Genomic DNA, 26,600 nt, shown 5'->3' with positions numbered 1-26,600 from the left:
AGGAAATGTTGATGAAGACGTTGGTAATCGCAGAAAAGCCGTCGGTGGCGCAGGACATCGTCCGTGCGCTGACGCCGGTCGCCGGCAAGTTCGAGAAACACGACGAGCATTTCGAGAGCGAAAGCTACGTCGTGACCAGCGCCGTCGGTCACCTGGTCGAAATCCAGGCGCCCGAGGAATTCGACGTGAAGCGCGGCAAGTGGAGCTTCGCGAACCTGCCGGTGATTCCGCCGCATTTCGACCTGAAGCCGGTCGACAAGACGAAGACGCGCCTGAACGCCGTGGTCAAGCAGGCCAAGCGCAAGGACGTGACGCAGCTCATCAATGCCTGCGACGCGGGCCGCGAGGGCGAGCTGATCTTCCGCTTGATCGAGCAGTACGCGGGCGGCAAGACCGGCCTCAACAAGCCCGTCAAGCGGCTGTGGCTGCAATCGATGACGCCGCAGGCCATCCGCGACGGCTTCGATGCGCTGCGCACCGAAAAGCAGATGCAGGGCCTGGCCGACGCCGCGCGATCGCGCTCCGAAGCCGACTGGCTCGTGGGCATCAACGGCACGCGCGCCATGACCGCGTTCAATTCGCGCGACGGCGGCTTCTTTCTGACTACCGTGGGCCGCGTGCAGACGCCCACGCTGTCGGTGGTGGTCGAGCGCGAGGAAAAGATCCGCAAGTTCGTGAGCCGCGACTATTGGGAAATCCACGGCGTGTTCCAGGCCGAGGCCGGCCAGTACCCCGGCAAGTGGTTCGACGCCAACTTCAAGAAGCCGCTGCCGGGCCCCGACGGCGCGGCCGACGCCGAGATCCGCGCCGACCGCGTGTGGAGCGAGCGCGAAGCGCGCGAGATCGCCGATGCGGCGCGCGGCAAGCCCGCCACCGTCACCGAGGAGAGCAAGCCCACCACGCAGGCCTCGCCGATGCTGTTCGACCTGACCTCGCTGCAGCGCGAGGCCAACGGCCGCTTCGGCTTCTCGGCCAAGACCACGCTGGCGCTGGCGCAGAGCCTGTACGAGCGCCACAAGGCGCTGACCTATCCGCGGACCGATTCGCGCGCGCTGCCCGAGGACTACCTGCCGGTCGTCAAGGACACGATGAAGATGCTCGCCACCAGCGGCATGAAGCACCTCGCGCCATTCGCGCAGCAGGCCGTCGACGGCAGCTACGTGAAGCCCAACAAGCGCATCTTCGACAACACCAAGGTGTCGGACCACTTCGCGATCATTCCGACGCTGCAGGCACCGAGCGGCCTGTCCGACGCCGAGCAGAAGCTGTACGACTTCGTGGTGCGCCGCTTCATGTCGGTGTTCTTCCCGAGCGCCGAATTCCAGGTGACCACCCGTATCAGCACGGTCGAAGCGGGCGGCAAGAAGTACCCGTTCCGTAGCGACGGCAAGGTGCTGGTCAAGCCGGGCTGGCTCGCGATCTGGGGCAAGGAAGCGGTCAACGACGACGACGAGAAGGACGGCAAGAACCTCGTCGTGGTGAAACCGGGCGAAACTGTGCAGACCGAGTCCGCCGACCTCAAGGCGCTCAAGACCCGGCCGCCGGCACGCTACTCGGAAGCCACGCTGCTGGGCGCGATGGAAGGCGCCGGCAAGACCATCGACGACGACGAATTGCGCGAGGCGATGCAGGAAAAAGGCCTGGGCACGCCAGCCACCCGCGCCGCCACCATCGAAGGCCTGATCGCCGAGAAATACATGCTGCGCGAGGGCCGCGAGCTGATCCCGACGGCCAAGGCCTTCCAGCTGATGACACTGCTGCGTGGCCTGGGCGTGGAAGAACTCTCCAAGGCCGAGCTCACGGGCGAGTGGGAATACAAGCTCGCGCAGATGGAGAAGGGCGCGCTCAGCCGCGAGGCCTTCATGCGCGAGATCGCCAAGATGACGGAGCACATCGTCAAGAAGGCGAAGGAATACGACCGCGACACCGTGCCGGGCGACTACGCCACGCTCGCCACGCCCTGCCCCAACTGCGGCGGCGTGGTCAAGGAGAACTACCGCCGCTACAGCTGCACCGGCAAGGCGGGCCAGGAGCCCTGCGGCTTCTCGTTCGGCAAGTCGCCGGCGGGGCGCACCTTCGAGGTGGCCGAAGCCGAGGCGCTGCTGCGCGACAAGCACATCGGCCCGCTCGAGGGCTTCCGCTCCAAGGCGGGCTGGCCGTTCACCTCCGAGATCGTCTTGAAGTACGACGAAGAAGCCAAGAACTGGAAGCTCGAGTTCGACTTCGGCGACGACAAGAACGGCGACACCGGCGAGATCGTCGACTTCAGCGAGCAGGACACGCTGGGCCCCTGCCCCATCTGCGGCGCACCGGTGTTCGAGCACGGCAGCAACTACGTCTGCGAGAAGTCGGTGCCCACCAACGCGCAGCCGACGCCGAGCTGCACCTTCAAGACCGGCAAGATCATCCTGCAACAGCCGGTGGAGCGCGCGCAGATGGAAAAGCTGCTCGCCACGGGCAAGACCGACCTGCTCGACAAGTTCGTGAGCATGCGCACGCGCCGCGCCTTCAAGGCCTTCCTGACCTGGAACGCCGAGGAAGGCAAGGTGACCTTCGAATTCGCACCGCGCGAAGGGGGCAGCAAATTCCCGCCGCGCAAGACCTTCGGCAAGGCTGCGCCCGCGGCCAAGAAGACCGCCGCGGCCAAGAAGACGGCGGCTGGCAAGACCCCGGCGGCAAAGAAGGCGCCGGCCGCAAAGAAGGCGGCTACGCCGCGCAAGCCCGGCGCGGGCCTGAAGCCCAGCGAATCGCTGGCCGCGGTGATCGGCGCCGAACCGGTGGCACGCACCGAGGTCATCAAGAAGCTCTGGGACTACATCAAGGCCAACGGCCTGCAGGATGCCACCAACAAGCGCGCGATCAACGCCGACGCCAAGCTCAAACCGGTGTTCGGCAAGGACCAGGTGACGATGTTCGAGCTCGCCGGCATCGTGGGCAAGCACCTGTCGGCGCCATGATGGCCATGCAGCGCAGACATTTCGCCCTCGCCCTTGCCGCGGCCTGCACGTTCGCCGCCGGTGCGGCCCAGGCCGCCGCCTGGCCCGACAAGCCCGTCAAGCTGGTGGTGCCCTTCCCGCCCGGGCAGGCCACCGACATCTTCGCGCGCGCGCTCGCCGAGCAGCTCGGCAAGCGGCTGGGCCAGCCGGTCATCGTCGACAACAAGGCCGGCGCGGGCAGCAACATCGGCACCGACTTCGTGGTGCGCTCGCCGGCCGACGGCTACACGCTGGTGGTGGCGGGCAGCGCCATGGCGGTCAATCAGACGCTCTACGTCAAGCCAGGCTTCGATCCGCGCAAGGACCTCGTGGGCATCTCGCTGATCGCCACGGTACCGCTGGTGTTCCAGGCCACGCCCGAGAGCGGCATCCGCAGCATGGCCGACCTCACCGCGCGCGCGAAGGCCGAGCCAGGCAAGCTCAGCTATGCGAGCGCGGGCATCGGCGGCACGCAGCATCTGTCGGGCGAGATGTTCAAGTCGGCGGCGCGCGTGTTCATGACCCACATCCCCTACCGCGGCAGCGGTCCGGCGCAGGCGGACTTCCTCGGCAACCAGGTGCCGCTGATGGTCGACTCGGTCACGGCGGCGCTGCCGCACATCAAGTCGGGCAAGGCGGTGGCGCTGGCGGTCACCTCGGCCAAGCGCTCGTCGCAGTTGCCCGACGTGCCCACGGTGCGCGAGAGCGGCGTGGCGGGCACGAAGGACTTCGAGGCCGTGGGCTGGCTCGGGCTGATGGCGCCGCGCGGCACGCCGGCCGAGATCACCGCGCGGCTGAACCAGGAAGTGACCGAGATCCTCAAGACCGAGCAGATGGCGCGCTTCATCCGCGATCGCGGTTCCGAGCCTGCACCGACCACGGGCGCCGAGTTCGACCGCTTCGTGGCGAGCGAGATCGGCCGCTGGGGCGCGGCGGTCAAGGCTTCGGGCGCCAAGCCCGAGTAGCCTGCTCAGCCGGCGGGTTCCGCCTGCCGGTCCACGTCCGCCAGCAGCCAGCGCCGGAAATGGTCGAGCGTGGCGAGCTGGCCGCGCCCTTCGGGGTAGCAGAACCAGTAGCCTTCGGCGCCGCGGTAGCCGCCTTCGGGCAGCGGCTCGTCGACCAGGCCGGCAGCGATGTCGTCCTGCACCAGGCAGCGCGGCACCAGTGCCACGCCCATGCCCACCATCACGGCACGGATCATGGTCTGGAACTGGTCGAACTGCGGGCCGGCCAGCGGATCGAGCCCGTGCACGCCGTGCGCCTCGCTCCATTGCAGCCACGACTGCGGCACCGTCACATGGCGCAGCAGCGTGCAGCGCGCCACGTCCTGCGGCGTGCGGATGCGCACTTCGGCCAGTTCCGCGCGCGGCGCAATCAGCGCCACATCCTGCCCCGCGAGGTAGTGCGAGCGGGCACCGGGCCAGTGGCCGTCGCCGAACAGGATCGCGCAGTCGAGTTCGGGCCGCTCGAAGTCGTAGCCATGCACGAAAGGCACGAAGTGCAGCGCGATCTGCGGATGGCGGCGCTGGAAGTCGGGCAGGCGCGGAATCAGCCATTTGGCGCCGAAGGTCGGCAGCGTCGAGAGATGCAGCGCCCCGCCACCGTCGCCGCTGGTGATGAGTTCGAGCGTGGCCGCCTCGAGCTGGGCGAGCACCGCGCGCACCGCCTTCTCGTAGCGCTCGCCCGCGGGGGTGAGCGCCAGCCGCTTGCGCGCGCGCTCGAACAGCGGCACGCCGATCCAGCGCTCGAGTTCCTGCACCTGCTTGCTGACGGCGCCCTGCGTGAGGTGCAGCGCCTCCGCCGCGCGTGACACGCTGCCGAAGCGCACCACCGTCGAGAAAGCGCGCAGCAGGTTCAGCGGTGGGTTCAGGCGGCGCAGCGACATGGTGGAAGGATGCCCATCAAAACATTCCAGATCAGAATATTAACTGGTCTATCCTTTGCTTGATGTGAAGGGCAACTTCTTGCCTTTTCACCCTCGCCTCATTGGAAGATTCCCCATGCAACGTCGTTATTTTCTCTCCGCACTGGCCGCTGCTTCGGTCGTTCCTGGAATGTCTTTGGCCCAAGGCCGGCCGATTCGGCTGATCGTGCCCTTCCCGCCCGGCGGCGCCACCGACATCACCGCGCGCGTGCTCTCCGAGCCGCTCGCCAAGATCCTGCAGCAGCCGGTGGTCATCGACAACCGCGCCGGCGCGGGCGGCTCCATCGGCATGGCCGAGGTGGCCCGCTCCGCACCCGATGGCCTCGCCTTCGGCGTGGCCACGCTGTCCACGCATGGCGTGAACCCGGCCGTCTACCAGAAGCTGCCCTATGACCCGGTCAAGGGCTTCGTGGCCGTGACCGAGCTGGTCAAGGCACCGGGCGTGGTCGTCATCAATCCGCAGGTGCTGCCGGTGAAGAGCTTCGCGGAACTCGTGGCGTACCTGAAGGCCAACCCCGGCAAGGTGTCGTACGCCTCGCCGGGCAACGGCACCATCGGCCACATGTGGGGCGAACTCTTCAAGAGCAGTACCGGAACCTCGATGGTGCACATCCCCTACCGCGGTGCAGGCCCGGCGATCAACGACGTGCTCGCGGGCCAGGTGCCGGTGTACTTCGACCAGGTCGCCTCCTCGCTGCCGCACGTGAAGGCGGACAAGCTGGTGGCGCTGGCCGTGTCGTGGAGCGGCCGGCTCGACGTGCTGCCCGAGGTGCCGACCTACCGCGAACTGGGTTACCCGGCCAACAACGACCCGTCGTGGTTCGGCCTGGTGGCGCCGGCCGGCACGCCGGCCGGCATCGCGCAGCGCATGCAGCAGGCGGTGGCCACGGCGCTGAAGGACGCCTCGGTGCGCGAACGCCTCGCGCTGCAGGGGCTCTATGCCTCGGGCACGACGCCGGGCGAGTTCGCGAAGCAGATTGACAGCGAAATCGAGAAGATGAAGAAGGTCGCGGCCTTTGCGCGCATCCGACTGGACTGACCGCCTATGCATCCTGTCCTGAAACTGATCCAGACCCGCGCCCAGGTGACAAGCATCGCCGGGCACACGCCGCTGGTGCTCGATTCGCCGCACAGCGGCACGATCTACCCTGACGATTTCCGGCCGGTGTGCGACCTCGCCACCTTGCGCCGCGCCGAGGACACCCACGTCGAGAAGCTCTACGCCTTCGCATCGGCCCTGGGCGTCGCGTGGATCGAGGCGCACTTTCCGCGCAGCTACCTCGACGCCAACCGCGACCTCACCGAGCTCGACACCTCGCTGCTCGACGGTGCGTGGGACGGGCCGCTGTCGGACGATCCGCGGGTGCTGTCGAAGGTGCGGCTCGGCAAGGGCCTGATCTGGAAGCTCACGGACGAGGGGCTGCCGATCTACGACCGCCTGCTCACGGTGGACGAGGTCCGCGCGCGCATCGACCACTGCTGGCGCCCCTACCATGCCGCCGTGGCCGAGGCGATCGAGGCGGCGCATGCGCGGCACGGCTACAGCATCCACATCAACTGCCATTCGATGCCGGCGGTCGCGGGCAGCCATGCGACCGATTTCCCAGGCCTCGTGCACGCCGATTTCGTGATCGGCGACCGCGATGGCAGCACCGCCGATCCGGCGCTGTCGCAGCGCATCTGCGAGCACCTGCGCGCGCGCGGCTACAGCGTGGACTACAACCATCCCTACAAGGGCGTCGAGCTGGTGCGCCGCAACGGCCGCCCAGCCGGACACCGGCACAGCATCCAGGTCGAGATCAACCGCAGGCTCTACATGGACGAAGCCACGCTGGCGCTCGAGGAGAGCGGCGCCGCGCGGCTCGAGGCCGACCTGCGTTCGATGGTCGAGATGCTGCTGGCCACCGACCCGCGCTGAGCGAAGAAGACAACCCTGCCGCCATCGGGTGTGTTGCGGCGCGGCCGGCGCCGCATCGGCCTATAGTGGGCTTCAGTCCCACCCATGCTTGGAGTTATCCGTGAAGCCATTCATTGCAGTTGTTCTTGCCGTACTGACCGCCGCGCTGGCGGCGGGCTGTGCGGGCACGGGGTCGGCCGGCGGCAGCGGCCCCGCGGCCTCGTCGGGCAGCGGCATCACGGTGTTCGGCACCATCGACGCCGGCGTCAGCGGAACGACGAGCCGCTCCGAGCGCCGATAACACCGGCGGCGTGGGCGCGGCCGGCCCTCAGCGCCGCAGCAGCGCCTGGCGCAGCACCCGCGCCGCACGGTCGCGGATCCGGCCGGGCCCGCTGTCGGGCTCGCTGCGTGGCGCCACCTTCGCGGTCGCGCAAGCCCAGAGGAAGTCGTGCAGGATCGGCGTGTCGTCGACCGTCTCGGTGCTGCCGTACTTGTGGAATTCGGGGTGCCATTGCGTGGCGGCAATGTAGCTGCGCCCCTTCTCGGGGCGGCGGCGGATCGCCTCGGGCACACGGTCGGGCAGGCTCCAGGCCTCGATCTCGAAGCCCGGCGCCAGGTCCTTCACGCCCTGGTGGTGGATGCTATTGACCCGCGCGGTGCGCACCTCGGGGTAGAGCTTCGACAGCCGCGTGCCCTCGACGATCTCGATGTCGTGGAAATTCTGGTCGTAGGTGACCGGGTCGCGGTGCCGCCGGGTCTCGGGATGCTGGTGCTGCGCCTCGATGTCCTGGTAGAGCGTGCCGCCGAAAGCCACGTTGATCAGTTGCAGCCCGCGGCAGACGCCGAAGATCGGCTTGCCGGCCTGCTCGAAGGCCTCCACCAGCGCGAGATCATAGAGGTCGCGGAGGCGGTCGCCGAGCCAGGCGTCCTTGAGCGGCGCCTCGCCGTAGCTGCCGGGCCAGACGTCGGCGCCACCATGCATCACCACGCCGTCGAGCCATTCGGCGTAGTGCGAGAGCTTGGTGTCGCCACGCGCGGTCTCGCCCGTGGGGCAGGGCACCATCACGACCATCGCGCCGGCCGACATGAGCCAGTGTGCGATGGACTGCTCGACATACTGCAACGTCTTGTTGGTGAACAGCGAACGCGCAGGGTCCGCGTGCGAAAAGCAGGCGGAGAGGCCGATCTTCAGCCGGGCGGAGACGGGTTGGGGCATCTCGGAACGTTCGGGGCGAGCTGTGCGAAAAGGAAAGTCCATTGTGTCGCTTGAGCTTCTCGCACCGGGTCGGACGAAACGCCAAGTATGCTTTCAACGCCGCCACGACACGGAAGGAAGACACGCCATGAAAACGATCAAGGGCCCGGCCATATTCCTGGCTCAGTTCGCCGGGGACCAGGCCCCGTTCAATTCGCTCGACGCCATCGCCGGCTGGGCCGCCGGCCTGGGCTACAAGGGCGTGCAGATCCCAAGCTGGGACGCACGCCTGTTCGACCTGCGCCGCGCCGCCGAGAGCAGGACCTACTGCGACGAGGTCAAGGGCATGCTCGCGGGCCACGGGATCGAGATCACCGAGCTGTCGACCCACCTGCAGGGCCAGCTGGTCGCGGTGCATCCCGCTTACGACGCGGGCTTCGACGGCTTCGCGGCACCCGAGGTGCGCGGCGATCCGGTGCGGCGCCAGCAATGGGCGGTCGAGCAGCTGCACCTCGCGGCCAAGGCGTCGGCCAACCTCGGGCTCAGCGCCCATGCGACCTTCTCGGGTGCGCTGGCCTGGCCGTACCTCTACTCGTGGCCGCCGCGCCCGCCGGGGCTGATCGAGGAGGCCTTCGACGAGCTGGCGCGCCGCTGGCGCCCGATCCTCGACGCCTTCGACGCGGCGGGCGTCGACGTGGCCTACGAGATCCATCCGGGCGAAGACCTGCACGACGGCGTGAGCTACGAAATGTTTCTCGAACGGGTGAACAACCACCCGCGCGCCTGCCTGCTGTACGACCCGAGCCATTTCATGCTGCAGCAGCTCGATTACCTCGCGTACATCGACCACTACCACGAGCGCATCAAGATCTTCCACGTGAAGGATGCCGAGTTCAACCCGACGGGCAAGCAGGGCGTGTACGGCGGCTTCCAGAGCTGGATCAACCGGGCCGGGCGCTTCCGCTCGCTGGGCGACGGGCAAGTCGACTTCCGGGCCATCTTCTCGAAGATGGCGCAGTACGACTTTCCGGGCTGGGCCGTGCTGGAGTGGGAGTGCTGCATCAAACACCCCGAAGACGGGGCGCGCGAGGGCGCGAAATTCATCGCCGACCACATCATCCGCGTGGCCGACCGGGCCTTCGACGATTTTGCCGCTGGCGGCGTGGACGTGGCGGCAAACCGGCGCGTTCTGGGCCTGGGATAGCGGCCGACGCGAGGCCTCGGCAAGGACTGACAAGCAACAGTCATGCCTTGCGGGCTATAATGTCGGGTTCGTTTCGATGACCACGGCGGAGTTATTCGTCAACCGCCAGCCTGTGCACTGACGATTCAGTAAATCAGTGAATCAGTGACAGGCCGGTTTCACAGTGTGTTGGAGCGCCAGACCGGGCGCCCATGTATGCCACCACTGTCTTCGTTCTTGTTGAAGCGAATGGCGCATTGCCCCGGCAGTGCGCAAAGACAAGCAGTCGTGCCACGGCGCGTTCGCGCTGCCGGGCTCCGGCTGAAACAAAGACGCCAGATTCCATCTCCAACACACACTTATCGGACGACTCAGAGGTAATCGCACAATGCCCAAGGAAGAACTCATCGAAATGAACGGCGCAGTGACCGAAGTCCTGCCCGACTCGCGCTACCGTGTCACGCTCGACAACGGCCACCAGCTGATCGCCTACAGCGGCGGCAAGATGCGCAAGCACCACATCCGCATCCTGGCGGGCGACAAGGTCTCGCTCGAACTCTCGCCCTACGACCTGACCAAGGGCCGCATCACCTTCCGTCACCTGGAGCGCCGCGGCCCCCCGCCGACCTCCGGCAACAACGGCCCTCGCCGCTGATCCGCGACGAGCCATTGGGCCTTGCGGCGCCCGGCCTCGGGCGCGCGGCAAGGCCTTTTGCTTTTTTGCGAACCTATTCGGCTGCCGCACGATGACCCCCCACGATTCCCCAGCCAGCGGCCCCCCGGCCGACAAGACCGGCTTCGCCATACTGCCGCTCTCGCCGCAGATGCTGGCCAACCTCACGCAGCTCGGCTATCTGCAGATGACGCCGATCCAGGCGGCCAGCCTGCCGCCGGCGCTGCTCGGCCAGGACCTGATCGCGCAGGCCAAGACCGGCAGCGGCAAGACCGCGGCCTTCGCGCTGGCGCTGCTCGCCAACCTCAACGCGCGCCGCTTCGCGGTGCAGGCGATGGTGCTGTGCCCGACGCGTGAGCTGGCCGACCAGGTCACGACCGAGATCCGCCGTCTTGCGCGCGCCGAAGAGAACATCAAGGTCGTCACGCTCTGCGGTGGCGTGGCGCTGCGCGGGCAGATCGCGAGCCTGGAACACGGCGCGCACATCGTCGTGGGCACGCCGGGCCGGATCATGGACCACCTCGAGCGCGGCAACCTCGACCTCGCCGGGCTCAACACCCTGGTGCTCGACGAAGCCGACCGCATGCTCGACATGGGCTTCTTCGAGGACATCGTCAAGGTCGCGCGCCAATGCCCGAAGGAGCGGCAGACGCTGCTGTTCTCGGCCACGTATCCTGAAGGCATCGCCAAGCTCGCGCAGCAGTTCATGAAGAGCCCGCAGCAGATCACGGTGCAGGCCCAGCATGAGGGCAGCAAGATCCGCCAGCGCTGGTACCAGGTGAAGGACAGCGAACGGCTGCATGCCGTCGGCCTGCTGCTCGATCATTTCCGCCCGGCCAGCACGCTGGCGTTCTGCAACACCAAGCAGCAGTGCCGCGACCTCGTGCAGGTGCTGCAGGCCCAAGGTTTCAGCGCGCTGGCGCTGTTCGGCGAACTCGAGCAGCGCGAGCGCGACCAGGTGCTGGTGCAGTTCGCCAACCGCAGCTGCTCGGTGCTGGTGGCCACCGACGTCGCCGCGCGCGGGCTCGACATCGCGCAGCTCGAGGCCGTGATCAACGTCGACGTGACGCCCGATGCCGAGATCCACATCCACCGCATCGGCCGCACCGGCCGCGTCGGCCAGCAGGGCGGCGCCGAAGGCCTCGCGCTGAACCTGGCGAGCATGAACGAGATGGGCAGCGTCGGCAAGATCGAGCAGCTGCAAGGCCGCGAATCCGAATGGCATCCGTTGGCCGAGCTCACGCCGGGCCAGGGCGCGCCGCTTTCGCCGCCGATGGCCACGCTGCAGATCGTCGGCGGCCGCAAGGAAAAGATCCGCGCCGGCGACGTGTTGGGCGCGCTCACCGGCGAATGCGGCTATGCGAAAGAGCAGATCGGCAAGATCAACGTCAACGAGTTCTCGACCTATGTGGCCGTGGCACGCGAGATCGCGGCCGAGGCGGCGCGCAAGCTCGCGGGCGGGCGCGTGAAAGGCAAGAGCGTGAAGGTGCGCCTGCTCGAACTCTAGAGAGAAACAAGCCCTGTCACAGCCGCTGCTTCGGCTTCTGGCAGGCAAAATCCCCACTGTGGCCTAATTGCGCCTCGAACATCCACTTTTTTATCCGAGCTTTTCCATGCCCAAGAAAATTCGCACCGAAGCCGACCGCATTGCCAGCCCGAAGCCGACGCCACTGGCCGGCTACGCCCTGCCCAGGACCGGTGGCGGCCAGAAGGTCAGCCTCGAACGCGGCACCGCCACGCGCAGCAAGAAGAACCCCGGCAAGCGCGCCAAGAAGGGCGGCTGACCCGCTTGCGCGGCCGGCTCGCAGCAACTGCAGCCGGCCACGAACGACGAACGCGCCCGCGGGCGCGTTTTGTCATTGCAAGCCACCGCAGCAGCCACTGCATTGCCAGGCCTTCGATGTCCGACGACAACCAGATCTTCATTCCGCCTTCGTTCTTCGCGGTCTACAGCGATGCACGGCAACGGCTGCTGGCGCCGATCGGCGTGGTGCGCGAGCGCTACGAAGTCTGCGAGGACCTCGCCAGCCACCTGGTAGCGCACGCGCAGATCCAGCACCACACCGAGGTGCCGGTCGAGAGCGAGATCCTGCGGCGCATCCATGCGGGGCTTTCGACGCCCGAGGCCGGCGTCTCGCCTGCCGAGGCCGAGTGGACCGTGCAGCGCCTGGCCGAGCTGCTCGGCTGGCCGGCACCCGCGCCGACCGCCGCGCCCGACAGCTGAGCAGGCCGGGCCAGCGCCCGGTCTTCGACATCTGGCTACAGTCGAGCCGATGACCCGCCGCACCACCGACGTCCTGCTCACCGCGACCGCACCCGCCATCTGGGGCAGCACCTATGTGGTGACCACCGAGATGCTGCCCGCGAACTATCCGCTCACGGTCGCGCTGCTGCGGGCGCTGCCGGCGGGGCTGCTGTTGCTTTTGATCGTGCGCCAGCTGCCCGAGCGCGCCTGGTGGGGCCGCATTGCGGTGCTGGGCGCGCTGAACTTCTCGATCCTCTGGGCGATGCTGTTCCTTGCCGCCTACCGCCTGCCGGGCGGCGTGGCGGCGACGATCACGTCGGTGCAGCCGCTGTTCGTGGTGTTCCTCGCGCGCTTCTTCCTCGGCGCGACCGTGCGCGCGCTGTCGGTGGCCGCAGCCGTGGTCGGCATCGGTGGCGTGGCATTGCTGGTGCTCACGCCGAATGCCCGGCTCGATGCGATCGGCATTGCCGCGGCCTTCGCTGCCGCGGTGTCGATGGCTTTCGGTACGGTGCTGAGCCGCCGCTGGCAGCCGCCGGTTTCGGCGCTGGCCTTCACGGCCTGGCAACTGACCGCGGGCGGCCTGCTGCTGCTGCCATTCGCGCTCTGGCTCGAGCCGCCGCTGCCCGTGCTCACGGCCACGAACTGGCTCGGCTTCGCCTGGCTCGGCCTGATCGGCGCCGCCGTGACCTACATCATCTGGTTCCGCGGCGTGGCCCGGCTCGAATCGGCGGCCGTCGCGCCGCTGACCTTCCTGAGCCCCGTGACGGCCGTGATCCTCGGCTGGGCGCTGCTCGGGCAGACCTTGTCGGTGCTGCAGGTCGTGGGCATTCTGGTGGTGATCGCGAGCATCTGGCTCAGCCAGCATGCCCAGCGCGGCGCACTGCCGGTGCTGGTGGCGCCCGCTGCGCGCTGAGCCGGGTCGTCAATCGACCTTCGCGCCCGAGGCCTTCACCACAGCGCCCATGGCGTCCCAGTCCGCGCGCAGCAGCTTCTGGAACGCTTCGGCCGTCTGCGTGCGCGGCTCCACACCCAGGCGCTTGAAGCGCTCCTGGATCGCGGGCTCGGCCAGCACCTTGTTGGCGGCCGCATTGAGACGCTCGACCTCGGCCTTGGGCGTGCCGGCTGGCGCGAGCAGGCCGATCCACGAATCGAAGGCGTAGCCGGGCAGGCCGCTCTCGGCCACGGTCGGCAGCTGCGGCAGGAAGGGGCTGCGCGCCTGGCCGGTCGAAGCAAGCAGCTTCATGCGCGGATCGGCCTGGAAGCCCATAACGCCGATGCTCGAGGAGATGACCGCCTGCACCCGGCCCGCGAGCACCTCGTTGACCGCTTCGCCGGTCGACTTGGTCGGGATGTGCGTCATCTGCAGACCCGCTTTCGCGAGGAACGAAGCCATCGCAAGGTGCGTGGCGCTGCCGTTGCCGGCCGAGGCGTAGTTGTACTTGCCGGGATTGGCCTTGACCTCCTTGATGAAGTCGGCCGTGTTCGACACGTTGAGCCCGCTCGTCACCGCCAGCACATAGCCCGCGTTGCCGATGTAGGCCACGCCGGCGAAGTCCTTCAGCGGGTCGTACGGCAGCTTGTTGTAGAGGAAGCCCGCGATGTGGTGGCTTGCGGCCGCGAGGACGAGCGTGTTGCCGTCCGGCGCTGCCTTGGCCACCACGGCCGCGCCCACGGTGCCGCCCGCACCCGCGCGGTTCTCGACCACGGCGCTGGCATTGAGCGCCGCGCCCAGTTCGCTGTTGAAGGCACGTGCCACCGTGTCCTGCACCGCGCCGGTGCCGAAAGGCACGACGATATGGATCACGCGCTGCTGCGCATGGGCGAGGCCGGGGCCGCCCACGGCCAGGGCGGCTGCCGCGGCAGCCACGAGAGAACGTCGGGTGAGGGAAGTCGTGGAGTTCATCGAGGGGCCGCTTTCATCATCAACAGGAAGGGAAGGGAAAACTTCTTCAGGTGCCCGACGGCAGCCAGCGCTGCACCAGCTTCACGAAGTAGCTGGCACCGATCGGAATGATCTCGTCGTTGAAATCGAACGAGGTGTTGTGGATGATGCAAGGCCCGGGCCCGTGGCCCTCGAGCCGGTGATCGCCGTCGCCGTTGCCCAGGAAGGCATAGCAGCCGGGCCGCGCCAGCAGCATGTGCGCGAAGTCCTCGGCGCCCATCACGGCGGGGAAGTCGTCGGTGACCATGTCGTCGCCCACCACCTCGCGCATCACGCCGGCCGCGAAACGCGCCTCGGCCGCATGGTTGACGACGGGCGGCGACGAGCGCTTGAAGAACACGTCGGCCGTGCAGCCGTGCGCCGCGGCCACGCCCGCGGCGACCTCGCGCAGGCGCGCCTCGATCCGGTCGATCGCCTCGACCGAGAAGGTGCGGATGGTGCCGCCGACGGAAGCCAGGTCGGGAATCACGTTCGGCGCATCGGAGCCCTGCAGCTGCGTGACCGCGAGCAGGGCACGTTCGGTGCTCGGAATGGTGCGCGCGACGATGGTCTGCAGCTGCTGCGCGAGCGTGACCACCGCCGCCACCGGATCGATGCCGGTGTGCGGCATCGACGCATGCGTGCCGCGGCCCTGCATCGTGACCTTGTAGGTGTTGCTCGATGCCATCAGCGCGCCCTCGTTGAGCGCGAAGCGGCCCACCTCGCCGACGGGAAAGTTGTGCAGCGCGAACACCGCGTCGCAGGGGAAGCGCTCGAACAGGCCCTCGTCGATCATCTTCTTCGCGCCCGCCTTGCCCATCTCCTCGGCCGGCTGGAAGATGAAATGCACCGTGCCGTCGAAATCATCCGGCCCCTGCTGCGACAGATGCCAGGCCGCGGCCAGCAGCATCGTCGTGTGGCCGTCGTGTCCGCAGGCGTGCATGCGCCCGGCGTGCGTGGACCGGTGGGCGAAGGCGTTGGCTTCCTCGAGCGGCAGCGCGTCCATGTCGGCGCGCAGTCCGATCGTGCGCGCGCTCGTGCCCTTGCGCAGCACGCCCACCAGCCCGGTGCCCGCGATGCCGCGGTGCACCTCGATGCCCCATTCGGCGAGCAGCCCGGCCACCTTTTCGGCGGTGCGGTGTTCCTCGAAGCCGAGTTCGGGATGGGCGTGGATGTCGCGCCGGATCTCGACGAAGCGGGAGGCGCTGGCAAGGAAGGCGTCGACGATGTTCATGGCGGGCAGGGCGGGCGGCGAAAGTGGTGCGGTGCGAGCGATTCTGGCGCAGCCGCCCGCCGGACGCACGCTGCACGACCTTCTCGTTTGCACTGAAAATGCACGCCATGAAAATCGCAAAAGACACCGTCGTCACGCTCAAGTACAAGGTGGCCGATGCCCAGGGCAAGCTCATCGAGGCGAACCCCGAGCCCATGGCCTACCTGCACGGCGGCTACGAGAACACGTTGCCCAAGATCGAGGAAGCCCTCGAAGGCAAGGAAAAGGGCTTCCAGGCCACGCTGAACCTCGCGCCCGAGGACGCGTTCGGCCAGCGCGAGGAATCGCTGGTGCGCACCATTCCCAAGACCGACTTTCCGCCCGGCGTGAAGGTGGGCGGCCAGCTGCAGGGCCGGCTCGACGACGGCCGCGAGCATGTGTTCACCGTGACGAAGATCAAAGGCCCCGTCGTGCTGCTCGACGGCAACCACCCCTGGGCCGGCAAGGCGCTGAAGTTCAGCCTGACCGTGACGGATGTGCGCGAGGCGCTGCCGGTGGAAATCGAGCACCGGCATGTGCATGGGGCACACGGGCACCACCACTGAGCCCGTCGCCGGCGGCTGCTAACTACCGCCGCTTCCAGAACCGGGGCGCATCCGCGATCCGGTCGAGCGCCTTCCGGCAGGCCTTGGCCCCCGCGGCGCGGCGGGCGCTGAACCAGCCGACCGCGAACCAGGCCCGCGGGTCGCGGTCGGCGGCCTCCCGGTAGAGCGCGAGCGCCACCGCTTCGTCGTTGTACGCCCCGAGTGCGTCCTGTGCGGGGCGCAGGCGCTCGAGGTAGCGCCCGGCCTTGCCCGCCTCGAACAGCGGCGCCACGAACTCGGCCAGGTAGCGCAGGCGCTTGAGCCGCTTGCGCACGCGGTGCTGCGCCTCGGTGGGCAGGGATTCGAAGCGCCGGCCGTCACGCACCGCCTGCCGGTGCAGGCGCCGCAGCCGCTGGCGCAAAAAACGCCGGGCATCGCCCGCGGACAGGCCGGCGTCGCCGGGCGCCGCCGCGGTGAAGCCGATCAGCGAAACCAGCACCGACTGGAAGGCCGGTGCGCGCACCACGTCGCCGGGCGAGTTCGATTCGTCGGCGCTGCCTTCGCCGCCCCCCAGAGCCGCAAGCGCCGGCGGTTGCGCTTCGGTCGGCAGATCGCGCCATTGCGCCTCGGCCAGCTGCGCCACCTGCTCGCGATCGCGCACGGTGCCGAGCGCACGGAAGGCGGCCACGAGCGGCGGTTCCCAGGCGGCGGCATCGAACCCTGCGCTATCCGCATCGAGTTCCGCCAGTTCACGCAATGCAGTGCGCAAGCGGCGGATGCCGATGCGCAGCTGATGCACCTGCTCCTCGTCGCTGCTGCCGGCCGCGATCTCGCTGGCATTCGGCAGGATCTGCGCCAGGCAGGACGCCACCACGGCCTGCTGGATCGCGCGACCGCCGATCCCCTTGGCGGCGTCGCTGGCGAAGCGCGGCGCCTCGGCCTTGACGGCCGGGACCCGCTCGAGCCCCGCCAGCAGGCGCGCGCCGCGTTCGGCCTTGGACACGGTGCCGAACCAAAGGCCATGCTGCTGCGACCACCGTTGTGCCAGCGCCACCAGGCCCTGCACGTCGCCGCGCTTGAGCTCGATCTCGAGTTCGCACACCGGCGATTCGCGCTGCATCGGCGTGCCGGCATGCGCCACGACCTTGCCCACGTCGAGCGCCATCTCCACCACCGCGGCCCCGGCGCCCGTCGTGCGCACGTCGCGGGTCAGCCGCACGATGTCAGTGGACTGGCGTTCCACCAGCGTGGCGCCGCGCTCGGCCAGCACCGCGGCGAGACGGTCGCCCACCGGCGTGCCCTGGTGGCGCTGCGGATCGATCGCAGGCGCCGCACGGCCCGCGCCGACGGTACCGAGGTCGACGTTGTGCTCCAGGCGGTGCAGGGCGTTGTCGCCCGTGGCCTTGGCGGTCTGGACCCAGCGCGGGCCTTCCTTGCGCAGGCGCAGCACGATGCCCGCGGCGGCCAGCCGCTGGTCTTCGGTGTCGAAGTAGCGCGCCTGCAGCCGTGTGCGAGCCACGGTGCCGCGCCGCAGGGCGGCCTCGACGGACTTCAGGCGGTCGGGGGGAATGCAGAACTTGAACTCGATTTCCATGCGGCCATGATGCCCTGCCGTGATCGAACCCGAAAATCGGCGCGCATGAAAATAGATGTGGACGCCGTACATTTTCTTTGTTATCGTTTGTGGACGGCGTACACAACACGCCGTCTCCTATCCGATCCACACCTCATCGATCCAAGGAACACTCCATGGCCACCAAGCAGATCTTCGTGAATCTTCCCGTCAAGGACCTCGACAAGTCCAAGGCCTTCTTCGGCGCGCTCGGCTACAGCTTCAACCCGAAGTTCACCGACGCGAACGCGGCCTGCATGGTCATCGAGGAGGGCAGCATCCACGCGATGCTGCTGGTCGAGGACTTCTTCAAGACCTTCACGGACAAGAGCCTCACCGACACCAGCAAGAGCACCGAGGTGCTGCTGTGCCTCTCGTGCGAGAGCCGCGCCGAGGTCGACGAGTTGGTGGCCAAGGCCGTGGCGGCGGGCGGCACGCTGCCGCGCCCGCCGCAGGACCTCGGGTTCATGTACGGGCACGGTTTCCAGGACATCGACGGCCACCTCTGGGAATTGGTGTACATGGACCCGAACGCCGAGATGCCACAGCAGGGCGCCTGAAGCGAAGCGCAGGAGTCCGAGCCATGCCCATCGTTCCATACGCGCTCCTCACCGTTGCGCGAAAGGGGTCTACCGCGCGCCGCGAGCGCCCCGACATGCAAGGAACCGGCGTGGCAGATTCGGCCATGCCCCACTTGCCAAGAAGGAACACCGGCATGACCGACGACAAAGACCACCGCAGCCCCATCGTGAAGATCCAGCCCTTGGGCTTTCCCTGGGCGACGATCGACCCCTTCCTGTTCTGCGTCTACCACGACGATGCCTATCCGAAGGGCAATGCGCAAATGGGCCCCGATGCGCCGCTGACCGGCCGCCAGATCGGCCAGGACTTCAGCCGCACCGACGGCTGGAGCATGTACCACGGCGAAACGGTGCCGGGCTTTCCGGCGCATCCGCACCGCGGCTTCGAGACGGTGACCATCGTCCGCAAGGGCTTGATCGACCATTCCGATTCGCTGGGCGCCACGGCGCGCTTCGGAGGCGGAGATGTCCAGTGGCTCACCGCAGGCAAGGGCATCGTGCATGCCGAGATGTTCCCCTTGCGTGACACGGGCGCGCCCAATCCGCTCGAGCTGTTCCAGATCTGGCTCAACCTGCCGGCACGTCACAAGATGGCCGAGCCGCACTTCACGATGTTCTGGTCCGACGCGATCCCGCGCCTCGTGTCCGACGACGTGAAGGGTGGTCGCACCGAGGTCGCGGTCATCGCGGGCCGGCTCGGCAGCACATCCAAGAGTCGCGACGCGGTCGAGGCGCTCGCGCCGCCGCCTGATTCATGGGCGGCACAGGCCGATGCCGATGTCGCGATCTGGACCGTGAAGATGACGCCCAGTGCGCGCTGGACGCTGCCGGCCGCCACGGGCGAAGGCACCCGGCGCATGCTGTACTTCTTCAAGGGTGCCGAGGCGCACATCGCGGGCGAGCGCGTGCAGGGCCCGGCGGCAGTCGAGCTGCGCGCCGACGTGGCCGTGGAACTGGCCGCCGGCGATCGGGCGGACAGCGAATTCCTCGTGCTGCAGGGCCGCCCGATTGCCGAGCCTGTGGTGCAGTACGGGCCCTTCGTGATGAACACGCAGGCCGAGATCAGCCAGACCATGGCCGACTACCGGCGCACGCAGTTCGGCGGCTGGCCCTGGCCCGACTCCGCGCCGGTGCACGGCCGGGATGCCGCGCGCTTTGCGCGGCACCCGGACGGACGCGAGGAAGCGCCGGGCGCGCAAGGGGACTAAGGTTCAGTCGCCGGGCGGCGTCAGAAGCTCTTCAGCATCTCGACGCCGAGTGCCGTCATGCTCGGCACGAACTCGGTCACGTCCATCCGCGCGACACCGCCCTGCACGAAGGGGTCGCGCGCGAGCACCGCTTCGAGCGCCTCGCGGTCGCCCGATCGCGCCAGGATCACGCCGCCCGTGCGCGGCACCTGCCGGCCCGAGGCCACGAACAGGCCGCTCGCATAGTGTTTCTTGAGCCACGTCATGTGCGGGTCCATCAAGGCATCGACTTCTTCGAGCGGGCGGGTGTAGGTGAGGCTGACGATGAACATGGGCAGGCCGGTGGGTGTGACAGCCCTCCATCCTATGGCCTCGACAAGGCGCGGTCCCGGCGAGTGTGTGTTGCAGTCGTAACGTTGTGGCAGACGTCATTTCGCTTTCGGCATCTGCACGGCGCGCCGCCGAAGGCCTGAAGCGATCCCGGTCGACGCTTTCTGCTACCGTCATTCGCGTCGCCGACAAGGCCCACCGGAGACCCACCCATGCCGCTTCGCCCGCCGCCGATCCTCGCGCCAAGCTTCATACCGCCGTACCTGCTCGACCGGCTTGCCGAGCGCGCCGGCCCCCATGCGAGCGCCCGGGCGGCGCAGACGCTGATGATCGACCGCGAGCACCGCGGGCTGCGCGAGGCGGTGGCTTCGCACACGCTGTCGTCGGGCCCGGCGCCGGGCTACGTGCGGCGCGATGCACCCGAGCGCGCGATCCACGATGTGGGGCACACCATGGACCTGCCGGGCCGGCTGGTGCGCGCCGAAGGACAACCCGCCACCGGCGACGTCGCGGCCGACGAGGCCTACGACCACCTCGGCGCCACCTACCGCCTGTACCGCGAGGTCTACGCGCGCGATTCCATCGACGGCGCCGGCCTGCCGCTCGTCGGCAGCGTCCATTACGGTGTCGACTACGACAACGCGTTCTGGAACGGGCGGCAGATGGTGTTCGGCGACGGCGACGGCGAGGTCATGAACCGCTTCACCATCGCGGTGGACATCATCGGCCACGAGCTCACGCACGGCGTCATCGACCACGAGTCGGCGTTGCGCTACGAGGGCCAGTCGGGCGCACTCAACGAATCGGTCTGCGACGTCTTCGGCGTGCTGGTCAAGCAGTACCTGCTGCAGCAGACCGCGCAGCAGGCCGACTGGCTCGTGGGCGCCGGGCTCTTTACCGACAAGGTGCAGGCCCGCGCGCTGCGTTCGATGGCCGAGCCGGGCACCGCCTACGACGACCCGGTGCTGGGCAAGGACCCACAGCCCGCCCACATGCGCGACTTCGTCGCCACGCGGCAGGACAATGGCGGCGTGCACATCAATTCCGGCATTCCGAACCGCGCCTTCCATCTTGCCGCCACGGCGCTGCAGGGCATGGCCTGGGAGAGCGCGGGCCGGGTCTGGTACGACACCGTGTGCGACCGGCGGCTGCGCCGCGATGCCGACTTTGCGGCCTTCGCCCAGCTGACGCTGGACAATGCCGCGACGCGCTTCGGCGCCGGCAGCGCGGCCCACCAGGCCGTGGGCGCCGCATGGAACACCGTGGGAGTCACCGCATCATGATTCAGCTTCCGCCCCTGGACCAGGCCACGATCGTGCGCCTCACGCGCGAGGGCGGCCTGGCCTATGTGCCGGGCCTTTCGCGCCCGCGCAGCTATCAGCTCGGCAACTGCAGCGAAGAACTGCGCCAGCAGATCGACGCGGCGTTGCAAAGCGCCGCACCGCACGCGGGTGCTGCCAGCGGTCCGGGCGCTGCGGGCGGCGACCAGCGCTTCTACCGCGTGGAAGTGCTGGTGCAAGGCAGCAGCAGCAGTGCCATGCACTCGAGTTCGGTCAGCTTCGAGGTGCCCGAGGCCGAGGCGCCAGAGGCACTGGTGCACCTGTGGAAGGATGCGGCGGACCGTTGACGCGCGGCCTGCGCGCGAAGCAGGGTCACGCACGGGACCGGCGCCGGGCCGGCCGATCTCTTAGATTCGGCGGTTCCAGACATTCACCATCTACGGAGCTTCCCTCATGATCCACGTCGTCGCCGTCATCACCGCCAAGCCCGGCCAGCGCGCGCAACTGCTCGAGGCCTTTGCCGCCAACCGCGCGGCGGTGCTGGCCGAGGCGGGCTGCATCGAATACGGCGCCACCATCGACGCGCAGGGCATCCCCGCCTCGAAGGCGAGCTTCGGACCCGACACCTTCGTCGTCATCGAAAAGTGGGAAACGCTGGCCCATCTGCAGGCGCATGGCGTGGCGCCCCACATGAAGGCGCACGGCGAGAAGACCAAGGAGCTGGTCGCGAGCAAGCTGATCCACGTGCTCGAGCCGGTCTGAAGCCGGCTTCGCAGGCGACGCAATGCCTGCTACCCTCGCGCCGGGAGCAGGCATCACGAAGAGGGAATCAGGACATGGCGATCTTCAGGACGCGCCGCTGGCTGCTGGCCGCGGCGCTGCTGGCATCGGGCTGCGCCCAACTTTCCGCGCCACCCTATGCGGCCGACTACGAAGCGCTCGACCGGCTCGAAGCCACGCGTCCGGGCGCGGTGGCCGTGGCAAGGGTACAGCCCACCGATCCGAACGCGAGCGTCAACAGCCTGGCGCTGCGGCGTGCAAGGCTTCTTTCGCCAAGCGGCAGCTTCGCGCGCTATCTCGAAGACGCGCTGGTCCGCGACCTGGGAGAGATCTCGGTCTACGACCCCAAGGCGCCGACGCGGATCGCGGCGCGCCTGCTGGTCAACGAACTCGACCTCGGCGTGATCAACGGCACCGGCCGCATGGACGTGGAGATCGTGGTCTCGCGCGCAGCGGCGCAGCGGCTGCGCAAGACCTACCGGGGCGAGATCGCCTTCGATTCGAGCTACGCCAACATCGTGGCGGTGCCTGCGGGGCAGGCGGCCTATCCAAGGCTCGTTCGGGCCCTGCTGCGCGAGGTGTATGCCGACCCGCAGTTCATCGCGGCCATCGCGCCCTGACACTGGAGCAAGCCGCACCATGCCATCATTCCTTCGGGCCACCGTCCGCCTTCTGCTGGCCGGCGCCATGGCCTCGCTGCTCGGGGCCTGTTCCCATCCGATCACCATGATCACCGAGACGGCGCCGCCGCGATCGGTGGCGCACCTCGTACCGAAGAAAGTCGCTTACGTCATGACCGACGCCCAGCGCGACCAGCAGGTGACCACCGCGGGCGGCAGCGGCGACCGGGTGAGCTATTACCCCTACCGCGACCTCGAGAAGTCGATCCGCGATGCGCTGCGCGCGGTCTACCGCGACGTGGTGGTGCTGCGCACCGCGGGCGATGCCAAGGCGAACGAGGCCGCCGGCATCTCGCTGGTATTCACGCCACAGATCAAGACCGACTCGAGTTCGTCGTCGTGGCTCACCTGGCCGCCAACGTCGTTCACCGCGGAAGTGAACTGCCTCGTGAGCGACGCGGGTGGCGCAGAGGTCGCGCGCGTGCGTGCGGTCGGCAACGGCACGGCAGAATTCGGCGAATTCAAGGGCGACTACGGACTCGCCGCGCGACGCGCCGCAACCCGACTCACGTCGCAACTGAGCAGCGAGATCCGCAGGAACGAGAAGCTGCGCTGAGTCGCTGCGTCATTCGCCATAAGAAAACGCGCCCTCGGACGCGTTTTTCATTGAAGCCGCGAAGCCTTACTTCGACACGACCTTCACCATCTCCAGGCACTTGTTCGAGTAGCCCCATTCGTTGTCATACCAACTCACGAGCTTCACGAAAGTGCTGTCGAGCGCGATGCCGGCTTCGGCATCGAAGATCGAGGTGCGCGGGTCGCCGCGGAAGTCGGTGGCCACCACCTTGTCCTCGGTGTAGCCCAGCACGCCCTTGAGCGCGCCTTCGCTCTGCGACTTCATCTCGGCGCAGATTTCCTTGTAGGTAGCTTCCTTCTCGAGCTCGACCGTCAGATCGACCACCGACACGTCGGAGGTCGGCACGCGGAAGCTCATGCCCGTGAGCTTCTTGTTGAGCTCGGGGATCACCACGCCCACGGCCTTGGCGGCGCCGGTGCTCGAGGGGATGATGTTCTCGAGAATGCCGCGGCCGCCGCGCCAGTCCTTGTTGCTCGGGCCGTCCACGGTCTTCTGCGTGGCGGTGGCGGCGTGCACGGTGGTCATCAGGCCGCGCTTGATGCCCCACTTGTCGTTCAGCACCTTGGCGAGCGGTGCCAGGCAGTTGGTGGTGCAGCTGGCGTTGCTGACGATCGCCTCGCCGGCGTACTTCTTGTCGTTCACGCCGTAGACGAACATCGGGGTGTCGTCCTTCGACGGGGCCGACATGATCACCTTCTTGGCGCCTGCGTCCAGGTGCTTCTGGCAGGTTTCCTTCGTGAGGAAGAGACCGGTCGACTCGAGCACGATGTCGGCGCCGACTTCGTTCCACTTCAGCTGCGCCGGATCGCGCTCCTGCGTGAGGCGGATCTTCTTGCCGTTGACGACGAGCGTGTTGCCTTCGACCGTGACTTCGCCCTTGAAGCGGCCGTGCACCGAGTCGTACTGGAGCATGTAGGCCAGGTATTCGGGCTCGAGCAGGTCGTTGATGGCGACGATCTCGATGTCGTTCTTGAAGTTCTGCACGGCCGCGCGCAGCACGTTGCGGCCGATGCGACCGAAGCCGTTGATACCGAGTTTGATTGCCATCTGATTTGCTCCTAAGGTTGAAAAACTAGTGTTCGGGCGAGAAGAGGGCCAAGCGCCGGATCAGTCGCGCAGCGCCGCTTCCACGGTGGCCGCGACGTTCTCCGCCGTGAAGCCGAAGTGCTTGAACAGCACGGGCGCCGGTGCCGACTCGCCGTAGCTGTCGATGCCGACGACGGCCGCGCAGCCGTACTTCCACCAACCGGCGGTGCAGCCCATCTCGACCGCGATGCGCGGCAGCTTCTTCGGCAGCACGCTCTTCTTGTAGGCCAGGTCCTGGCGGTCGAAGGTGGTGGTCGAGGGCATCGAGACCACGCGCACGGCGATCTTCTTCTCGGCAAGCAGCTTCTGCGCGGCCAGCGCGAGCTGCACTTCGGAACCGGTGGCGATGATGACCGCCGCAGTCTTCTTGCTCTTGAGGCCGACGGCCTCGGGCTCGGCGAGCACGTAGGCACCGCGGCTGATGTCGCCCAGGTCGCCCTTGGGTGCATAGGCGATGTTCTGGCGGCTCAGCAGCAGCGCCGTGGGGCGCGACTGGTTCTGCAGCGCCACGGCCCAGGCCACGGCCGTCTCGGCGGTGTCGCCCGGGCGCCAGACGTCCAGGTTCGGGATCAGCCGCAGCGATGCCGCATGCTCGATCGACTGGTGCGTCGGGCCGTCTTCGCCGAGGCCGATGGAATCGTGCGTGAAGACGTGGACCACGCGGCGCTTCATGAGCGCGGCCATGCGGATCGCGTTGCGGCTGTAGTCGCTGAACGTGAGGAAGGTGCCGCCATAGGGAATGAAGCCGCCGTGCAGCGCCACGCCGTTCATGATGGCGGCCATGCCGAACTCGCGCACGCCGTAGTTGATGTGGCGGCCGATCACGCCGTGCGGCGGCTCGGCCTTGTCGGCTGTGCTGTCGGGCTTGGGCTCGTCCTCGGCACCCTGGTTGGGCTGCTGCGCGGGCGCGCTCATGACCACGGCGCCGGTCTTGGCGTCGAAGCGCAGCGCGGCGGTGCTCTGGGTGTTGGTGAGGTTCGAGCCGGTGAGGTCGGCGCTGCCGCCGAGCATTTCGGGCAGCGCGGCGGTGAAGGCCTCGAGCGCGAGCTGGCTGGCCTTGCGGCTGGCCACGGTCTCGCCCTTGGTGTGGGCGGCGACCACGGTGTCGAACGCCACCTGATGAAAGTTCTTCGGCAGCTCGCCCTTCATGCGGCGGGTGAACTCGGCGGCCAGGCCGGGGTAGGCCTGGGCATAGGCGGCGAAGCGCTCGTTCCAGGCGGCTTCGGCCTTGGCGCCCTCGGCCTTGTGGTCCCATGCGGCGTACACCTCGGCCGGGATCTCGAAGGCCGGCGCGGTCCAGCCCAGCGATTCGCGCGTGAGCTTGATCTCGTCGGCGCCGAGCGCCTCGCCGTGCGCCTTGGCGGTACCGGCGCGGTTCGGGCTGCCCTTGCCGATGGTGGTCTTGCAGATGATCAGCGTCGGGCGGCTGTCTTCCTTCTTGGCCTTGGCGACGGCCTTCGACACTGCGGCGACGTCGTTGCCGTCGACCGGGCCGATCACATTCCAGCCGTAGGCCTTGAAGCGCTCTTCGGTGTTGTCGATGAACCAGGGCTTGACCTGTCCGTCGATGCTGATGCCGTTGTCGTCGTACAGCGCAATCAGCTTGTTCAGGTGCCAGGCGCCGGCGAGCGCGCAGGCTTCGTGGCTGATGCCTTCCATCATGCAGCCGTCGCCCAGGAAGGCGTAGGTATGGTGGTCGACGACCGCGTGGTCCTTGCGGTTGAACTCGGCCGCGAGCAGCTTCTCGGCCAGCGCGAAGCCCACGGCATTGGTGATGCCCTGGCCCAGCGGGCCGGTGGTGGTCTCGACGCCGGGGGTCACGTCGACCTCGGGGTGGCCCGCGGTCTTGCTGTGCAGCTGGCGGAAGTTCCTGATCTCGTCGATCGGCAGGTCGTAGCCCGACAGGTGCAGCACCGCGTAGAGCAGCATCGAGGCGTGGCCGTTCGAGAGCACGAAGCGGTCGCGGTCGAACCAGTGCGGGTTCGCGGGGTTGTAGCGCAGGTGCTCGCCCCAGAGTGCGACGGCCATCTCGGCCATGCCCATCGGTGCGCCCGGATGGCCGGAGTTTGCTTGTTGGACGGCATCCATGGCCAGCGCGCGGATCGCGTTGGCCATCAGGGCTTGGTTTGCCATGGGCGTTGGACTTTCGGGTGTGTGGATTGGGGAGAACCCGCGATTTTACCGGGCCTGCCCGGACCGCCTCCGGCAGCGGTCGAACACCCGACCAGGCACCGGGGACCCTGCGGACGCGGTTTACGTGCCGGCGCGGGTGGCGCGGACTGCTAGAGTTGCCCCCATGCACGGGCTGCACCTCACCGCCGACCTCCACGACTGCCAATGCGCGATGCAGTGGCTGACCGACAAGGAGGCGCTCGGCGCCGTCTGCGTCAAGGCCGTCGAGGCCGCCGGGCTGCAGCCGGTCGGGCAGCTGGTGCACGGCTTCCCGCCCACGCCGCAGGGGCCGGGCGGCGTCACCGCCACGGTGCTGCTGGCCGAATCGCACCTGTGCCTGCACACCTGGCCCGAGCTGCGCGGCGCCACGCTCGACGTGTACGTGTGCAACTTCGGTGCCGACCATTCCGCCAAGGCGCAGGCGCTGATGGACTGCCTGGTGGCACTGTTCCAGCCTGCGCGCAGCGAACGCAATGCACTACAGCGCGGACGGGTCGGGCCGTGA

28 protein-coding genes are annotated in these 26,600 nt (G+C 68.2%); 20 read left to right on the top strand and 8 right to left on the bottom strand.

Translation table 11 applies throughout. The features are described 5' to 3' along the window. Positions 1-8 precede the first annotated feature (8 nt). Positions 9-2,957 (top strand): DNA topoisomerase III, encoded by a 2,949-nt coding sequence (locus AC3A6J_RS15340; protein WP_487860820.1) that lies wholly within the window; start codon positions 9-11, stop codon positions 2,955-2,957. A 5-nt stretch (positions 2,958-2,962) separates the two neighbouring features. Next, the gene (locus AC3A6J_RS15335; protein WP_487860819.1) at positions 2,963-3,940 is read left to right on the top strand and encodes a tripartite tricarboxylate transporter substrate binding protein; all 978 of its coding nucleotides are present in this window, start codon (positions 2,963-2,965) and stop codon (positions 3,938-3,940) included. A 5-nt stretch (positions 3,941-3,945) separates the two neighbouring features. On the opposite strand, the gene AC3A6J_RS15330 is transcribed toward AC3A6J_RS15335, so the two are convergent. After that, the gene (locus AC3A6J_RS15330) at positions 3,946-4,860 is read right to left on the bottom strand and encodes a LysR substrate-binding domain-containing protein (RefSeq protein ID WP_487860818.1); all 915 of its coding nucleotides are present in this window, start codon (positions 4,858-4,860) and stop codon (positions 3,946-3,948) included. Between the two features lie 115 nt (positions 4,861-4,975). Here AC3A6J_RS15330 and AC3A6J_RS15325 point away from each other — a divergent pair, with 115 nt between their 5' ends. From AC3A6J_RS15325 to AC3A6J_RS15315, 3 genes are all read left to right on the top strand, one after another. After that, positions 4,976-5,938 (top strand): tripartite tricarboxylate transporter substrate binding protein BugE, encoded by a 963-nt coding sequence (locus AC3A6J_RS15325; protein WP_487860817.1) that lies wholly within the window; start codon positions 4,976-4,978, stop codon positions 5,936-5,938. Positions 5,939-5,944: 6 nt separating this feature from the next. Continuing rightward, positions 5,945-6,817 (top strand): N-formylglutamate amidohydrolase, encoded by an 873-nt coding sequence (locus AC3A6J_RS15320; protein ID WP_487860816.1) that lies wholly within the window; start codon positions 5,945-5,947, stop codon positions 6,815-6,817. A 100-nt stretch (positions 6,818-6,917) separates the two neighbouring features. Then, positions 6,918-7,097: a hypothetical protein gene (locus tag AC3A6J_RS15315; RefSeq protein ID WP_487860815.1), complete on the top strand. Its 180-nt coding sequence runs from the start codon at positions 6,918-6,920 to the stop codon at positions 7,095-7,097. 27 nt (positions 7,098-7,124) lie between these two features. Here the strand turns inward: AC3A6J_RS15315 and AC3A6J_RS15310 are convergent, their stop codons facing one another. Further along, positions 7,125-8,012 (bottom strand): gamma-glutamyl-gamma-aminobutyrate hydrolase family protein, encoded by an 888-nt coding sequence (locus AC3A6J_RS15310; RefSeq protein WP_487860814.1) that lies wholly within the window; start codon positions 8,010-8,012, stop codon positions 7,125-7,127. Between the two features lie 127 nt (positions 8,013-8,139). On the opposite strand from AC3A6J_RS15310, the gene AC3A6J_RS15305 reads away from it, so the two are divergent. The 6 genes from AC3A6J_RS15305 (at position 8,140) to AC3A6J_RS15280 (ending at position 13,005) form a co-directional block, all read left to right on the top strand. Further along, positions 8,140-9,195, top strand: coding sequence for a sugar phosphate isomerase/epimerase family protein (locus AC3A6J_RS15305; RefSeq protein WP_487860813.1), 1,056 nt, complete (start codon positions 8,140-8,142; stop codon positions 9,193-9,195). Positions 9,196-9,562: 367 nt separating this feature from the next. After that, positions 9,563-9,829: a translation initiation factor IF-1 gene (gene infA / locus AC3A6J_RS15300; RefSeq protein ID WP_487860812.1), complete on the top strand. Its 267-nt coding sequence runs from the start codon at positions 9,563-9,565 to the stop codon at positions 9,827-9,829. A 91-nt stretch (positions 9,830-9,920) separates the two neighbouring features. Further along, entirely contained in the window at positions 9,921-11,354 is a 1,434-nt protein-coding gene (gene dbpA / locus AC3A6J_RS15295; protein ID WP_487860811.1) for an ATP-dependent RNA helicase DbpA, read from the top strand. A 106-nt stretch (positions 11,355-11,460) separates the two neighbouring features. After that, positions 11,461-11,631 carry a hypothetical protein gene (locus AC3A6J_RS15290; protein ID WP_487860810.1) on the top strand — a complete coding sequence of 57 codons (171 nt, stop codon included), beginning with the start codon at positions 11,461-11,463 and terminating at the stop codon, positions 11,629-11,631. 116 nt (positions 11,632-11,747) lie between these two features. Next, complete coding sequence (locus AC3A6J_RS15285) at positions 11,748-12,071, top strand: hypothetical protein (RefSeq protein WP_487860809.1); 324 nt, start codon at positions 11,748-11,750, stop codon at positions 12,069-12,071. 49 nt (positions 12,072-12,120) lie between these two features. After that, the gene (locus AC3A6J_RS15280; RefSeq protein ID WP_487860808.1) at positions 12,121-13,005 is read left to right on the top strand and encodes an EamA family transporter; all 885 of its coding nucleotides are present in this window, start codon (positions 12,121-12,123) and stop codon (positions 13,003-13,005) included. Positions 13,006-13,014: 9 nt separating this feature from the next. Here AC3A6J_RS15280 and AC3A6J_RS15275 read toward each other — a convergent pair whose 3' ends face one another. Both AC3A6J_RS15275 and AC3A6J_RS15270 read right to left on the bottom strand, forming a co-directional pair. Continuing rightward, positions 13,015-13,995, bottom strand: a complete 981-nt coding sequence (locus AC3A6J_RS15275; protein WP_487860807.1) for a tripartite tricarboxylate transporter substrate-binding protein — start codon at positions 13,993-13,995, stop codon at positions 13,015-13,017. A 46-nt stretch (positions 13,996-14,041) separates the two neighbouring features. Beyond that, positions 14,042-15,247 carry a M20 aminoacylase family protein gene (locus tag AC3A6J_RS15270; protein WP_487860806.1) on the bottom strand — a complete coding sequence of 402 codons (1,206 nt, stop codon included), beginning with the start codon at positions 15,245-15,247 and terminating at the stop codon, positions 14,042-14,044. A 107-nt stretch (positions 15,248-15,354) separates the two neighbouring features. On the opposite strand from AC3A6J_RS15270, the gene AC3A6J_RS15265 reads away from it, so the two are divergent. Further along, complete coding sequence (locus AC3A6J_RS15265; RefSeq protein ID WP_487860805.1) at positions 15,355-15,831, top strand: FKBP-type peptidyl-prolyl cis-trans isomerase; 477 nt, start codon at positions 15,355-15,357, stop codon at positions 15,829-15,831. Positions 15,832-15,853: 22 nt separating this feature from the next. Here AC3A6J_RS15265 and AC3A6J_RS15260 read toward each other — a convergent pair whose 3' ends face one another. Next, complete coding sequence (locus AC3A6J_RS15260; protein ID WP_487860804.1) at positions 15,854-17,404, bottom strand: CYTH and CHAD domain-containing protein; 1,551 nt, start codon at positions 17,402-17,404, stop codon at positions 15,854-15,856. Positions 17,405-17,559: 155 nt separating this feature from the next. On the opposite strand from AC3A6J_RS15260, the gene AC3A6J_RS15255 reads away from it, so the two are divergent. Continuing rightward, the gene (locus AC3A6J_RS15255) at positions 17,560-17,982 is read left to right on the top strand and encodes a VOC family protein (protein ID WP_487860803.1); all 423 of its coding nucleotides are present in this window, start codon (positions 17,560-17,562) and stop codon (positions 17,980-17,982) included. Positions 17,983-18,137: 155 nt separating this feature from the next. After that, positions 18,138-19,211, top strand: a complete 1,074-nt coding sequence (locus tag AC3A6J_RS15250; protein WP_487860802.1) for a pirin family protein — start codon at positions 18,138-18,140, stop codon at positions 19,209-19,211. A 20-nt stretch (positions 19,212-19,231) separates the two neighbouring features. Here AC3A6J_RS15250 and AC3A6J_RS15245 read toward each other — a convergent pair whose 3' ends face one another. After that, positions 19,232-19,522 (bottom strand): YciI family protein, encoded by a 291-nt coding sequence (locus tag AC3A6J_RS15245; RefSeq protein ID WP_487860801.1) that lies wholly within the window; start codon positions 19,520-19,522, stop codon positions 19,232-19,234. Between the two features lie 210 nt (positions 19,523-19,732). Here AC3A6J_RS15245 and AC3A6J_RS15240 point away from each other — a divergent pair, with 210 nt between their 5' ends. From AC3A6J_RS15240 to AC3A6J_RS15220, 5 genes are all read left to right on the top strand, one after another. Next, entirely contained in the window at positions 19,733-20,803 is a 1,071-nt protein-coding gene (locus AC3A6J_RS15240; protein WP_487860800.1) for a M4 family metallopeptidase, read from the top strand. Further along, the gene (locus tag AC3A6J_RS15235) at positions 20,800-21,147 is read left to right on the top strand and encodes a protealysin inhibitor emfourin (RefSeq protein WP_487860799.1); all 348 of its coding nucleotides are present in this window, start codon (positions 20,800-20,802) and stop codon (positions 21,145-21,147) included. The genes AC3A6J_RS15240 and AC3A6J_RS15235 overlap by 4 nt, the downstream gene beginning before the upstream one ends. A gap of 106 nt (positions 21,148-21,253) precedes the next feature. After that, complete coding sequence (locus tag AC3A6J_RS15230; protein ID WP_487860798.1) at positions 21,254-21,562, top strand: putative quinol monooxygenase; 309 nt, start codon at positions 21,254-21,256, stop codon at positions 21,560-21,562. Positions 21,563-21,636: 74 nt separating this feature from the next. After that, entirely contained in the window at positions 21,637-22,200 is a 564-nt protein-coding gene (locus AC3A6J_RS15225; protein WP_487860797.1) for a hypothetical protein, read from the top strand. A 19-nt stretch (positions 22,201-22,219) separates the two neighbouring features. Next, the gene (locus tag AC3A6J_RS15220; RefSeq protein WP_487860796.1) at positions 22,220-22,816 is read left to right on the top strand and encodes a hypothetical protein; all 597 of its coding nucleotides are present in this window, start codon (positions 22,220-22,222) and stop codon (positions 22,814-22,816) included. 66 nt (positions 22,817-22,882) lie between these two features. Here the strand turns inward: AC3A6J_RS15220 and gap are convergent, their stop codons facing one another. Both gap and AC3A6J_RS15210 read right to left on the bottom strand, forming a co-directional pair. Beyond that, complete coding sequence (gap, locus tag AC3A6J_RS15215) at positions 22,883-23,884, bottom strand: type I glyceraldehyde-3-phosphate dehydrogenase (protein WP_487860795.1); 1,002 nt, start codon at positions 23,882-23,884, stop codon at positions 22,883-22,885. Positions 23,885-23,944: 60 nt separating this feature from the next. After that, positions 23,945-26,056 (bottom strand): transketolase family protein, encoded by a 2,112-nt coding sequence (locus AC3A6J_RS15210; RefSeq protein ID WP_487860794.1) that lies wholly within the window; start codon positions 26,054-26,056, stop codon positions 23,945-23,947. Between the two features lie 163 nt (positions 26,057-26,219). Between AC3A6J_RS15210 and speD the strand changes: the two genes are divergently transcribed. Continuing rightward, positions 26,220-26,600, top strand: coding sequence for an adenosylmethionine decarboxylase (gene speD / locus AC3A6J_RS15205; RefSeq protein WP_487860793.1), 381 nt, complete (start codon positions 26,220-26,222; stop codon positions 26,598-26,600).

This window comes from Variovorax sp. Soil_C_39 (assembly GCF_057656815.1).
The sequence above is the reverse complement of the archived record's forward strand: the minus strand, read 5'-3'. Positions and strand labels throughout refer to the sequence as shown.